This window comes from Pseudoalteromonas sp. PS1M3 (genome assembly GCF_016865405.1).
In the GTDB taxonomy this organism is placed as follows: Bacteria; Pseudomonadota; Gammaproteobacteria; order Enterobacterales; family Alteromonadaceae; genus Pseudoalteromonas; species Pseudoalteromonas marina.
In genome coordinates, this window is record NZ_AP022624.1 from 1,689,494 (window position 1) to 1,702,912 (window position 13,419).

Consider the following 13,419-nt stretch of genomic DNA (forward strand, 5'->3'; position numbering starts at 1 on the left):
CTATTTATAAAAAGTTACACACTAATAGCAGATATATTTTAATAACTGACGTATAATGTCGCGGTTTATTTAGGTGTGCATTGCAGGAGGTTTAAATGCAGGCGTTATTAATGCCCGTGATCACCGTTGATGGCCCAAGTGGTTCTGGTAAGGGAACTGTTTGTCGTTTGTTAGCCGATAAGTTGGGTTGGGATGTATTGGATAGTGGTGCAATTTACCGCGTTTTATCCCTTGCAGCACTTCATCACCAAATCGCATTAGATAACGAAGAGGCACTTTTACCACTGGCTGCAAATTTAGACGTGCAGTTTTTGGTAGATAGCCAAACTAATGCTGGAAAAGTTATTCTAGAGGGAGAGGATGTAACCACGACTATTCGTAATGAAGAAGTGGGTGCAGCTGCATCAAAAGTAGCAGCTCTTCCTCGTGTTCGTGAAGCGCTATTAAGGCGTCAACGCGCTTTTAGAACCGAAAATGGTTTGATAGCAGACGGCCGTGATATGGGTACTGTTGTATTCCCAGATGCGCCATTAAAAATCTATTTGACAGCGAGCGCACAAGAGCGTGCTCGTAGACGCTTTGTTGAGTTGAATGAGCGTGGGCTTGATGTTACACTAAGTGGTCTATTAGAGGACATTCAAGCTCGTGATGACCGTGATATGAATCGCGCCGTCGCACCGCTTGTGCCTGCAGAAGATGCAATTGAACTCGATACTAGCGAGCTAAATGCACAGCAAGTGTTTGATAAAGTTATTACTTTATTAGATGCAGCTATCTCTGAAGGTAAACTTCCTAAACGAAGTTAAACACATTTTATGCACCAGCAGGATGCCAGTGCTATTTTAACAACCCCATGCAGCATGGTTGCTTATTGGTATTAATATATGAGACGTATATTCGTATGTCAGAAAATTTTGCGCAGTTATTTGAAGAAAGCTTAAAGGGTTTTGAAGCAGAGCAAGGCTCTATTGTTAAAGGTACAGTAATCTCAATAGAGAACAACATTGTACTTGTAGATGCTGGTCTTAAATCAGAAAGTGCTATCCCTGCAGAGCAGTTCAAAAATGCTGCTGGTGAACTAGAAGTTGCTGTTGGCGACGAAGTAGATGTTGCACTAGATGCAATCGAAGACGGTTTCGGTGAAACTATCCTTTCTCGTGAGAAAGCGAAGCGTCACGAAGCGTGGATCCGTCTTGAGAAAGCTTGTGAAGAGCAAGAGACTGTTACTGGTGTTATCAACGGTAAAGTTAAAGGCGGTTTCACTGTTGAAGTTGATTCAATCCGTGCTTTCCTACCTGGTTCACTTGTTGATGTTCGTCCAGTACGCGACACAACTCACCTTGAAGGCAAAGAGCTTGAATTTAAAGTAATCAAGCTTGATCAAAAACGTAACAACGTTGTTGTTTCACGTCGTGCAGTTATCGAATCAGAAAACTCACAAGAACGTGAAGAGCTTCTTGCTAACCTTGTTGAAGGTCAAGAAGTTAAAGGTATCGTTAAGAACCTTACTGACTACGGTGCGTTCGTTGACCTTGGTGGTGTTGATGGTCTACTACACATTACTGATATGGCGTGGAAGCGTGTTAAGCACCCTTCAGAAATCGTTAATGTTGGTGACGAAATCGCAGTTAAAGTTCTTAAATTCGACAAAGATAAAACTCGTGTATCTCTAGGCCTTAAACAGCTTGGTGAAGATCCATGGGCAGCTATCGCTGGTCGTTACCCAGAAGGTTCTAAACTTTCTGGTCGTGTAACTAACCTTACTGATTACGGTTGCTTCGTAGAAATTGAAGAAGGCGTTGAAGGTCTAGTACACGTTTCTGAAATGGATTGGACTAACAAGAACATCCACCCTTCAAAAGTTGTTTCACTAGGTGACACAGTTGAAGTTATGGTTCTTGAAATCGACGAAGAACGTCGTCGTATTTCTCTAGGTCTTAAGCAATGTATTGCTAATCCTTGGCAGGAATTTGCTCGTCTACAAAACAAAGGCGACCAAGTTACTGGTAAGATCAAATCAATCACTGACTTCGGTATCTTTATCGGTCTTGACGGTGGTATTGACGGTCTTGTACACCTTTCAGATATTTCTTGGAACACACCTGGCGAAGAAGCTGTACGTGAATTCAAGAAAGGCGACGAAATCACTGCTATCGTATTGCAAGTTGACCCAGAGCGTGAACGTATCTCTCTAGGTGTTAAGCAAATCGAAGCTGACCCGTTCAATAACTACCTTGATGCAAACAAAAAAGGTGCTATTGTTAAAGGTAAAGTGACTGAAGTTGATGCGAAAGGCGCAACTGTTGAACTTATCGAAGGCGTTGAAGGTTACATCCGTGTAGCTGATATCGCTCAAGAGCGCGTTGAAGATGCAACTACTGTTGTTTCTGTAGGCGACGAAGTTGAAGTTAAATACGTTGGTGTTGATCGTAAGAACCGCACTTTAAGCTTATCTGTAAAAGCTCTTTTCGAAGCAGAAGAGAAAGAAGTACTAGAGAAGCTTAAGAAAGAAGAGCCAGTGTTTGAAAACGCAATGGCAGCTGCTTTCGCAAATGCACAAAAAGACTAATAAATAATTAGTTTTTAGTTGGGAGGGCACTTTTGCCCTTCCTATATCTTTTTATTAAGGAAACGCTATGACTAAGTCAGAATTGATAGAAACACTTGCGGAACAACACGCACACGTTCCAGTGAAAGATGTTGAAAATGCTGTAAAAGAAATTCTAGAACAAATGGCCGGTTCATTATCTTCTTCAGATCGAATAGAGATCAGAGGATTTGGTAGTTTCTCTTTGCATTTCCGCGCTCCTCGCACAGGTCGTAATCCTAAAACTGGCGATACAGTAGAGTTAGATGGAAAGCACGTACCTCATTTTAAACCAGGTAAAGAATTACGCGACCGCGTCAATGCGAGCATTGCCTAGTTAATATAACGGAGTAGTTACTTGTTCAAGGTATTGAAATTTATTCTGGTAGCGCTGTGCCTAATTAGCGCATTTGTATTAGGGTCACAAAACCCGCAGTTAGTACAAGTAAATTATATTATAGCCAGTAATACTCTGCCTTTAGCTGTAATAATAAGTATCTGCTTTTTGTTAGGTGTTCTAATAGGTTGTTTTATAAGCTTTAAGCTATTCTCTCAATTAAAGTGGCAAAATTACCGTTTGAAAAAACAGTTAGCGCCTGAGAAAAATAAAAACAAGCTTGACGTTAATAAAGACACCTAATTATGATTGAGCTTTTGTTTTTACTACTACCTGTTGCAGCCGGTTATGGCTGGATTATGGGTAAAAACAGTGCTAAAAATCATGCTCACCAACTTAATCGTCAAATAACTTCTGAATACAGTAAAGGGCTTAAGTTTCTATTAGACCGTGAAGAAGATCAAGGTTTAGAACACTTAATAAATTTACTAGAAGTTGCAGCCGATTCAGTCGAACATTACTCTACACTTGCCACTATGTTTCGTCGCCGAGGCGAATTAGACCGTGCAATCAAAATTCATGAACTTCTTTTAAAACACCCAAGTTTGAGTGAGCAGCAGGCCGCTACTAGTCGCTTAGAATTAGCCGAAGATTATATAATGGCTGGATTGCTAGATGGTGCAGAAGAGCATTTGGTTTGGTTGGTCAAGGCCGGCCATGTAGAAGCTCTCGATCCTATTATTACCTTATATTCGCAAACTCGTGAGTGGGATAAAGGCATTAATATGTTTGAATCTCACAGCGAATTATTCTCTAAAGAGCAACAATTTAAGGCTATCGCGAATTTTTATTGTGAGTCTGCCCTTAGTGACAATACTCCTCAAATTATGCGAAAAGCAATTAGTCTAAACTACAAAGCCGTTAGGCCTTTGTACGAGCTAGGTGTTATCGCTTTTTCTAAAGAAGATTATGTTAAAGCGATCTACTATTGGCGTGAACTTATTTGCCAGTTTACTTTGTTTGCCCCCTTATTCATTGATGATCTGGCGCATAGCTATAAGCAACTAAATTTAACGCATCAATTTCATGAGTTAGTAAACGATTTACTAGATAAGGGTGGTGTTCTTATAAAAATAAAACATTGCCAAGCTCTTTTAGAGCAAGGTCATACAAAACAAGCTTTCGATTTTTTAACTGACAGTTTAAAAAGACAACCAACGATCAGGGGGTTTAGTTTTTTACTGCAGCTAATGGGTGACCAAAATAAAAATACAAAAGAAGTACTTAATGAAATTGATAGCCTTGTAACGTCATATATTGCTACTAAGCCAGATTTTCAATGCCAGCATTGTGGCTTCACAAGTTATACAATTTATTGGAATTGCCCTTCTTGTAAACATTGGGAAACCATTGTCCCAAGTAGAGGTTTAGACGGATTTTAATAACCCCTAAATACTTAATTATTGTAATGCCCTTACAAATTCGACTAGAAGTTTAACTAGCATCTATATACTAATTAAACCTCCTTACTCACTTTGTGTAAGTTCGCCTTGATAACTAAGTTGAATATATAAAAACTCTTTACTGCTATAGATTAGGATAACTATGTCTTTCGAAAATTCAAAAAAAGTGCTTATCGCTTTAGACTACGACGATCAAGAAACAGCATTAGCATTTGTAAAACAGCTTTCGCCCGATACTTGTCGATTAAAAGTAGGCAAAGAAATGTTTACTTACTTTGGCCCTGAATTTGTAAAAGAGTTAATTGAACTTGGTTTTGATGTATTTTTAGATTTAAAGTTTCATGATATTCCTAATACAGTTGCAAAGGCAGTTACAGCTGCTGCAAAAATGGGCGTTTGGATGGTAAATGTTCATGCGTCAGGCGGTTATGAAATGATGCACAAAGCAAAACTTGCTTTAGAAGAATTTGGAGATAGAGCACCAATTCTTATTGCTGTAACTGTGTTAACAAGTATGGATGAACCAGAATTAAAACGCTTAGGTATAAACAAATCACCACAGGAGCAGGTAATATACCTTGCAAAACTAGCTAAGGAAGCAGGCCTTGATGGTGTTGTTTGTTCTGCTCAAGAAGCGAATGTTTTAAAGGCTGAACTTGGTGAGCATTTTAAATTAGTTACCCCAGGTATTCGCCCTGAAGGCAGTGAAGCAGGCGATCAAAAAAGAATAATGACTCCAAAACAAGCAATTGAAGCTGGCAGTGATTATCTAGTTGTAGGCAGACCGATTACTAAAGCAGCAAATCCAGTAAAAGTACTGCAAGATGTTAATGAATCTATAAAATAATTTACAAAAAACAGCAAATAAGTACTAAACCCCTTACGTTATGTGTAATTTGTGTTACATTTATAATATCAAAATGATGTAAGGGGTTTATTTTGAAGCTATTATTTGGTTCAGTGTTGATTATCATTGCAGGCTTTTCAGTTAACAAACATGTATTTTCTAGTAAGGCTTATGATGGCGTTACAACAGTAACAGACGTTATATCAGCTTATCCTGTAGACATGTTTGATTTTAAAAAAACAATGAAGGATTATGCTCACCATCTTTGCTACAGAAATTCTGACGCATTAAATGCTCAAGATATCACTGTCAGTGATTGTTTAACTCATCATGATGAAAAGAAATTGGAGTGTGAAATAAAGGTTTTTAGATTAGCGCCGCAAAACTTAGAATCAGAAAGGGAAGTACTTAATTACTCAAGAGAGTATACACAGTGTACATTGCCTTATAAGTATATTTTAGGGTAAGCACTCACAATATAAAGGTATCATGAGCGCTATAAAATTATTTAGATTTTAAGCGGATAGATTTCGCTTCTATCTCAATCAGCTCTTGTTTAAATAATCCACCAATTGCTTTTTTATAGTTAGCTTTACTTGTTGAAAATACTTTTTTAATAAGTTCAGGATCAGATTTATCGCCAATGGCGAGTATGCCGCCTTCGTTTTTAAGCTTTTCCATTATTTTATCGCCAAGCTCGCTTACTTTACCCATGCCTGGTTTTTCGAGTACAACATCAATTTTTCCGTCTTCTCGTACTTTTTGAACAAAGCCTTTAAGCTTTTGCCCTACAAATAAGTTTTTGAATACCATATTGTAAAATACAACACCAAAGTGAGACTCTTCTATAAGCACCTTGTAGCCAATATCTGTTTTACCAGCAACAATCAAATCAACCTCTTGTAGGCGTGTGTATTCAGGCTCATCCTTTGATAAAAAGCGATTAAAGTTAGTTGAAGCACAAATGCGTTGACTCGCATTATCAAGATACAAACGAACAAGATAAGAATGCCCCTCTTGCATACGTGGCTTTTGTTCATTAAATGGGGCTAATACATCTTTTTCTAATCCCCAGTCTAAAAATGCACCAATACTATTTATTTCCTTAACACGTAAAAGGGCGTATTCACCTACCTGAGCATGTGGCTTTTTAACAGTCGCCGTTGGTAAATTAGCATTATCTAAATATATAAATACGCTAATGCTGTCACCAGCTTCAAGCTCATCTTTAATTTCGTTTTTTGGTAAAAAAACTTCACCTAAATCATGACCGTCCAAGTAAGCGCCTTCATTACTCACTTCTTTTACAAATAGGGTTTGTGTTGTTCCAAGGTAACTCATAATTATTCCTGCTCAGGCTTTTTTTTACGGCGCATTGGTGAATCGCCATCGATATTCATAGGGGCTTTAATGGGTGCCGCTGGTTTTTTAGGTTTTGCTTTACGTTTAATTTGTGGCTTTTTAACCTGCGTTACTTTTTTAGCTTTAACAGTTGCAGCAGGTTTTTTCTCTTTGATCCCTTTAAATTTAGCTTTAAGCCCGTCAATAGTTGCAAATTTAAGCTCATTGTTTAAAAAAGATTTAATTGCTAAATAACTAGCCCAATCTTTAGGGCCTACTAACGAAATAGCGGTACCTTTAAAACCAGCACGTCCAGTTCTACCTATTCTGTGAACATATTCTTCAGCATGTTTTGGCAAATCAAAGTTAATTACATGCGTTACGCTTAACAAATCTAAACCACGGGATGCGACATCAGTGGTAATTAATATCTTGAAGTTTCCTCTGCTAAACGAGTCCATAATGTCTAAGCGTTTGCTTTGTGTTAAATCACCCGCTAGTGCGACTGATTTAAATCCTTTGTTGTTTAGTTCTTCGCTCAAACGACTTGTATCTGCCCGGGTGGCAGTAAATATTATGCATTGGCCAACTTCGTCTTGCTTTAAAAAGTGTGCTAATAACGCTTCTTTGTGATCTAGGTGGTCGGCTAAGTAGAGTGTTTGTGTTATATCGCTGTGCTGTTCATTTGCAGCACTAAGCGTGATCTGTTTTGGTTTTTTTAATAAATTACGCGAAAGAGCATCTACTTGAGCGTGGTCTAGGGTTGCTGAAAACAATAATGTTTGGCGAAGACGGTGATTGGCTTCGTCGTTAATTAACTTTAGTTGCTCAGTAAAGCCCAGATCTAAAATACGGTCTGCTTCATCAAAAATTAGTAGTTCTAAACCACTTAATTGTAACGAGCGTTTGCTAATATGATCGGCCAAACGACCGGGTGTAGCCACTACAAACTGTGGGTCGTTCCTTAATGCTTTAATTTGGTCATTAAAGTTTTCACCACCTAATACTTTTACAGCTTTAATCGCCGTGCCCGCTATTAACAAACGCAACTGTGTAAATACTTGCGTAGCTAATTCGCGTGTAGGGGCAACAATAAGTACACGTGGATCGCGTTTACTGAGTGCTTTTTGTTTCATAACCCGTTGTACTGCGGGTAATAAAAACGCCAAGGTTTTGCCCGACCCAGTCTTTGACTGAGCAAAAATGTCATGCCCTGCAAGTGCGGTAGGCACTGCATGTGCTTGAATGTCTGTGGGCTGGGTGATCCCTTGATGTGCTAATTGTGTTTCAAGGCGAGTATCAATCCCAAGATCAGTAAAGTGCAATGTAATGTTCTCCAATGTGCAACTTAAATTAATTGCTGCATTATAGCGTACACATGGCTTATCCCGACAGCAAAAAGCAAAGTATGGTGCTATTTTTTGCAATTAATCTAAAAAAGCGTAAAATACGCGCCCCATATGCGCCGGATTTACGATTCGGTAAACGCCAATATTGGCTAATAAGGCAAAATAGGAAATAAAATGACAGCTGTTCATAAAGATGATCTTACCAGCGAACACTTTGTAGTGTGCGCTTTATACAAATTTGTAGGCCTACCTGAATTTGAAGCATTACGTAAACCTCTACTGGAGGTTATGGAAAAAAACGAAGTGCGAGGCACATTACTTCTAGCTGCAGAAGGAATTAATGGTACTGTTTCTTCAAAACGAGCGGGCATTGATAACCTCCTTGCATGGTTAGATGAACAGCCAAATTTAAAAAACATTGTTACTAAAGAATCCTATGATGACGAATGTCCGTTTTACCGCACAAAAGTAAAACTAAAAAAAGAAATCGTAACAATGGGCGTAGAGGGAATTGATCCTCTTAAAGTAGTGGGAAGCTATGTTAAACCTCAAGACTGGAATGCATTAATTTCTGACCCCGAGGTTGTACTTATTGATACGCGTAACGATTACGAAATTGAAATTGGCACATTTCAAAATGCCGTTGATCCAAATACAACAACGTTTCGTGAGTTCCCTCAATGGGCAAAAGAAAATCTTGATCCTGAAAAACATAAAAAAGTTGCTATGTTTTGTACAGGTGGTATTCGATGTGAAAAATCAACAGCTTACATGAAAGAGCAGGGCTTTGATGAAGTTTATCACTTAGAAGGTGGTATTCTTAAATACTTAGAAGAAGTGCCAAAAGAAGAAACCATGTGGGAAGGCGAGTGTTTTGTATTTGATAATCGCGTTGCTGTTGATCATGACCTACAGAAAGGTTCTTACGATCAATGTCATGCGTGTCGTATGCCTATAACTGAACAAGAAAAACAAAAGCCTGAATATTTAGAGGGTGTTTCATGTCATCATTGTATTGATAAGGTAACTGATGAGCAGCGAGCCCGTTTTGCAGAGCGCCAAAAACAAATTGAGCTCGCACAGGCTCGTGGTGAAGGGCATATAGGTAACGAAGCACAGACCGTTCTTCAACAACGCAAAGAGGCTAAAAAAGCACAAAAAGATGCTCAACGTGGTAAGTAAGTCATCTTTAAAATGTACTTAATAAAAAAGAGCTTTACGGCTCTTTTTTTTGGCTAAAATTTGTTATTCATCTTACATAGTTGAGTGTTCAGCGTTAACACAGGCTAATTTTGATCACACTTTTGCTACACTGCGTATAGTGGTCAACAAAATGGTTTATAAGGTGGTTCTTTGAAATTGCGCATACTTCTATTAAATATCTATTTGTTATTATTCATTTTTAGCACAGCAGCATCTAGTGCAAATGTAATGGTACAAAAAGTTACAACGGAACGTACAAAAGAAGAGGTTAAAGCTGTAGGTAATGCAGAAGCAATCCACTCCGTTATATTATTTCCTGCAGTGGGTGATAGAGTAACAGCCGTTCACTTTAAACCGGGTAACTTCGTAAAGGAAGGAGATGTTTTAGTCGAGCTTGACTCTCGCAGACAAAAAGCAGCTCTTAAACAAGCAGAAATAACCTTAGCAGATACCCAACGAACACTTAACAGACTCAGCGAAAGTCACAAAAAGGGAGCAATTCCTAAAAGTGACTTAGATGATGCTAAAACTTTGCATGCACTCGCCGAGGTTGCTCTTATTAATGCTAAAACAGATCTGGAAGACAGAACTGTGCTTGCGCCATTTGATGGTGTGATGGGACTTACTGATGTAGAAAAAGGGGATCGCATTACAGAGCAAACTGCCATTGCAACAATTGATGATACTCGCAGTTTGTACATTAATTTTAACGCCCCCGAGTCAGCTGTCTCAATACTAAAAAATAAAGGTATTGTGGAAGTAACACCATGGCAAAGCGCAAAAGCTATTAATGCTCAAGTTTCATATCTTGATTCTCGAATAAATCCACAAACCCGTACCTTACGTGTCAAAGCCAAACTGGAAAATGAAAATGATCAGTTTATGCCTGGTATGAGTTTTCGAATTAATATTACCATGCAAGGGGAATCATATGCTGTTGTGCCTGAGGCTGCACTTATGTGGGGAGCAACAGGGCCTTATGTTTGGAAAAGTATAGATAAAAAAGCAAAGCGCATAGATGTAAAAATAGAGCAACGCTTAGCTGGGCGATTGTTAGTTTCAGGCAATTTAAATGAAAACGATATATTGGTTGTTGAAGGCGTCCAACGCTTGCGCGAAAACCAAACATTAACGTTTGCTAATCCCAGTAATTTAGAGGAATAACAATGAAAAATTCCCCTATGATGCAAGACCTACCCTCAATGGCAATTCGCCGCCCAGTGCTCATTGTTGTTTTGAATCTACTAATAATAATTGCTGGTTTAGCTGCAATTGCAGGAATTGAAGTCAGAGAATTACCAGATGTTGATAGGCCACGTATAACTGTTTCGGCTTCATTTCCTGGTGGGTCTCCAGAAACGGTCGACACAGAAGTAACCAGTAAACTAGAAGGGGCAATAGCCCGTGTAAGTGGTGTTAAATCAATTCGCGCACAAAGTGAAGAAGGCAATGCGCGTATTGTTGTTGAGTTTCGCCCTGGCGTAGATTTAGACAATGCAGCTAACGAAACCCGTGAGTCTGTTGCTCGTGTACAACGAGAATTACCAGAGGAAGTTGAACGTGTTGCAATTATCAAGGCCGATAATGATGCAGAAGCTGTTGTTTCGCTCACTGTATCAAGTAATAGTCTAGCACTTGAAGCCCTTACTGAACGCGTTGAAACCGATTTAGCTCCCCAGTTTTTAACCATACCGGGTGTTGCCGATGTCAGGTTAAACGGGGACCGAAAACGTGTTTTGCGAGTTCGGTTAGATCCATTAAAGTTAAGTAGTTTTAATCTTACTATTCCTGATGTGGCAGATGTTTTACGAGAAGCGCCATTTGATGTACCAGCAGGAAGCCTTAAATCAAGTGACCAACAAGTCATAGTCAGAGCCGATGCGACTTCTATTACCCCCAATGAAGTAGCTGATATTATTGTTAGCGGTGATACGCGAGTGGGTGATATTGCATCAGTCTATTTTGGCCCTGCAGATCCTCGCTCTATGGTTCGTTTAGATGGCAAACCAGTAATCGGTATGGAGGTTATTCGTCAAGCGCAATCAAATACAATTGAAATATCGGACGAAGTTTTACAGTTACTTGACAACATGCGCGAACGATTCCCTGAACTCGAATTTACGCTCACCTCAGACGATGCTCAATTTATAAGAAGCTCTGTTGACGAAGTAATAAACTCCTTAGTGCTTACAGTTTTGTTAGTGGTAATAACGTTATGGGTGTTTATAGGTTCGTGGCGCGCAACACTTGTGCCTGCATTTGCCATACCTGTTGCGCTTATAGGGTCTCTTGCACTTATTTGGGCCCTTGGTTTTTCTATTAATATACTCACTTTATTAGCACTGGTTTTAGCCACAGGTTTAATAGTTGATGATGCAATTGTTGTAAGTGAAAACATACAACGTCAAAGAGGGCTAGGGCTTGGTCGGCGAGCATCAGCAGTAATAGGAACTCGAGAAGTATTTTTTGCGGTAGTTGCAACGACAGCCGTATTAGCTGCGGTTTTTATCCCTATTGCATTTTTACCCTCTACGGCAGGACGATTATTTAGAGAGTTTGGCGGGGTGCTTGCAGGTGCAGTCATTATTTCAAGTTTTGTTGCGTTATCACTTGTCCCTGCATTGACTTCAAAATTAAAACTAAAAAAACAAAGCAACCACCCATTTGCCAAAGTAGGTAATAAGTTAGTAAGACTTTATAGCATAACGATTAAAAGCGTTCTGAACCGCGCTTGGCTTGTGCTCATAGCTTGTATATTAATAGCCTTTGGTTCTGGCGCATTGTATTTAAACCTCGATAACGAACTATTACCCACAGAGGACAGGGGGAAAATTCGTATATTTGCCAGAGGCCCAGACGGTGTTGGGTTGAACTTTATGGACAGGCAAGCAATGCAAATGGAAGATATTTTATTACCTTTTGTAGAAAGTGGCGAAATAGAATCTATATACACAGTTGTTGGGCAATGGGATCCTAATATTGTTTTTATTACCGTACCGCTAAAGCATTGGGACGACCGTCAATTTAGCCAGCAAGAAATCATTAATAAAATTCGCGGACCATTGGGTGAAATTCCAGGTGCGGCTGGTCGTGCATCCGGTTCTAATAGTTTAAATCTTAGAGGTCAAGGTGGCGGTATAGAAATCGCTTTATTAGGCCAAGATTACCAACAAATTTTTGTTGCTGCACAAGATTTTGCAAAGCAAATTGAAAACGCAATCCCGGGTACTGCGCCTGTAAGAGTCTCTTATCAGCCGTCACAACCACAATTACGTGTAAATATTGATAGGCGAAGAGCCGAAGAGTTGGGTGTATCGCTCAGTGATATCTCAATTACACTTCGCGCTGCCATCAATGGGGATGATGTTGCGGATCTCAACATTGGCGACCAATCAATACCCATCATGCTGCAAGTGCAAAACCAGGTTATTCAAGATCCAAGTGATTTAGCAAACCTCTATGTGGCAAGTTCGCAAGGGAGGTTAGTGCCGATTAGTAGCTTAGCTAATATTAGTGAAGAAGGAGTAGCCGCTGAGCTTGAGCGTCATGCACAGCGTCGTGCTATTGAATTAGATATGGAGCTACCGGATGGTATGACGATTGCCGATATAGTCGATCAAATTCGCAATTTGTCTCAGCAATCGTTGCCTCAAGGTATTACCCTTGCGTTTAAAGGTGAAGCGCTGACCTTTGAAGAAACAGCAAACGAAGTACTTTTAACTTACGTGTTGGCTTTTCTAATTGTATTACTGGTATTAGCAGCTCAATTTGAAAGTGTAAACAGTGCGATAGTGGTAATGCTAACAGTTCCATTTGGTATTACCTCTGCTATTTTAGCGCTTTATTTAACAAATACGTCTCTTAATATTTATTCGCAAATTGGTCTAGTGATGCTCATTGGTCTAATTGCGAAAAATGCCATTTTATTAGTCGAATTTGCAGATCAACTTCGAGACCAAGGCTTATCAGTTCGCGAGGCTGTTGAAGAGGCTGCGCTGGTTAGATTACGCCCAATCACCATGACTCTCGTTTCGACGTTACTTGGTGCACTGCCATTAATTTTATCAAGCGGGGCGGGTGCTGAAGCACGTAATGCAATAGGTTGGGTTGTATTTGGTGGTCTTTCACTTGCTGTTTTATTTACTTTATACTTAACACCAGTCATCTATTTAGGACTTGCACGTTTCACTAAGCCAAGAGGGGATGAAACTAAACAGCTGGCCCAAGAGCTTGAACAAACAGAATAAACCTTTAGTGGCCTAATTAATCTTTTTTCTTTAAAAAACGGTTAA

12 protein-coding genes are annotated in these 13,419 nt (G+C 39.4%); 10 read left to right on the forward strand and 2 right to left on the reverse strand.

Annotation, left to right across the window (positions count from 1 at the left end; all coding sequences use genetic code 11):
* Positions 1 to 95 precede the first annotated feature (95 nt).
* The 7 genes from cmk to PS1M3_RS07790 all read left to right on the forward strand — a co-directional run bounded on the left by cmk (position 96) and on the right by PS1M3_RS07790 (position 5,701).
* Positions 96 to 806: a (d)CMP kinase gene (gene cmk, locus PS1M3_RS07760; protein ID WP_203987113.1), complete on the forward strand. Its 711-nt coding sequence runs from the start codon at positions 96 to 98 to the stop codon at positions 804 to 806.
* A gap of 95 nt (positions 807 to 901) precedes the next feature.
* On the forward strand, positions 902 to 2,569 hold the full coding sequence (gene rpsA, locus PS1M3_RS07765; RefSeq protein ID WP_006794164.1) for a 30S ribosomal protein S1: 1,668 nt from the start codon (positions 902 to 904) through the stop codon (positions 2,567 to 2,569).
* Between the two features lie 67 nt (positions 2,570 to 2,636).
* Positions 2,637 to 2,924: an integration host factor subunit beta gene (ihfB, locus tag PS1M3_RS07770; RefSeq protein ID WP_006794165.1), complete on the forward strand. Its 288-nt coding sequence runs from the start codon at positions 2,637 to 2,639 to the stop codon at positions 2,922 to 2,924.
* A gap of 21 nt (positions 2,925 to 2,945) precedes the next feature.
* Positions 2,946 to 3,227 (forward strand): lipopolysaccharide assembly protein LapA domain-containing protein, encoded by a 282-nt coding sequence (locus PS1M3_RS07775; RefSeq protein ID WP_008132961.1) that lies wholly within the window; start codon positions 2,946 to 2,948, stop codon positions 3,225 to 3,227.
* A 2-nt stretch (positions 3,228 to 3,229) separates the two neighbouring features.
* Positions 3,230 to 4,366 (forward strand): lipopolysaccharide assembly protein LapB, encoded by a 1,137-nt coding sequence (gene lapB, locus PS1M3_RS07780; protein WP_006794167.1) that lies wholly within the window; start codon positions 3,230 to 3,232, stop codon positions 4,364 to 4,366.
* Positions 4,367 to 4,529: 163 nt separating this feature from the next.
* Positions 4,530 to 5,234: an orotidine-5'-phosphate decarboxylase gene (gene pyrF / locus PS1M3_RS07785; RefSeq protein ID WP_006794168.1), complete on the forward strand. Its 705-nt coding sequence runs from the start codon at positions 4,530 to 4,532 to the stop codon at positions 5,232 to 5,234.
* Between the two features lie 92 nt (positions 5,235 to 5,326).
* Positions 5,327 to 5,701, forward strand: a complete 375-nt coding sequence (locus PS1M3_RS07790; protein ID WP_006794169.1) for a hypothetical protein — start codon at positions 5,327 to 5,329, stop codon at positions 5,699 to 5,701.
* Between the two features lie 37 nt (positions 5,702 to 5,738).
* Here PS1M3_RS07790 and PS1M3_RS07795 read toward each other — a convergent pair whose 3' ends face one another.
* Together PS1M3_RS07795 and PS1M3_RS07800 are read right to left on the reverse strand one after the other, a co-directional pair.
* The gene (locus PS1M3_RS07795) at positions 5,739 to 6,575 is read right to left on the reverse strand and encodes a S1 RNA-binding domain-containing protein (RefSeq protein ID WP_058428938.1); all 837 of its coding nucleotides are present in this window, start codon (positions 6,573 to 6,575) and stop codon (positions 5,739 to 5,741) included.
* 2 nt (positions 6,576 to 6,577) lie between these two features.
* A complete protein-coding gene (locus PS1M3_RS07800) occupies positions 6,578 to 7,900 on the reverse strand; it encodes a DEAD/DEAH box helicase (RefSeq protein WP_203987115.1) in 1,323 nt (440 codons plus the stop codon).
* Between the two features lie 198 nt (positions 7,901 to 8,098).
* On the opposite strand from PS1M3_RS07800, the gene PS1M3_RS07805 reads away from it, so the two are divergent.
* The 3 genes from PS1M3_RS07805 (at position 8,099) to PS1M3_RS07815 (ending at position 13,374) form a co-directional block, all read left to right on the forward strand.
* The gene (locus tag PS1M3_RS07805; protein WP_010557405.1) at positions 8,099 to 9,106 is read left to right on the forward strand and encodes a rhodanese-related sulfurtransferase; all 1,008 of its coding nucleotides are present in this window, start codon (positions 8,099 to 8,101) and stop codon (positions 9,104 to 9,106) included.
* A 171-nt stretch (positions 9,107 to 9,277) separates the two neighbouring features.
* On the forward strand, positions 9,278 to 10,291 hold the full coding sequence (locus tag PS1M3_RS07810; protein WP_203987118.1) for an efflux RND transporter periplasmic adaptor subunit: 1,014 nt from the start codon (positions 9,278 to 9,280) through the stop codon (positions 10,289 to 10,291).
* Between the two features lie 2 nt (positions 10,292 to 10,293).
* Entirely contained in the window at positions 10,294 to 13,374 is a 3,081-nt protein-coding gene (locus tag PS1M3_RS07815) for an efflux RND transporter permease subunit (protein ID WP_203987121.1), read from the forward strand.
* The last annotated feature ends 45 nt before the right edge of the window (positions 13,375 to 13,419 follow it).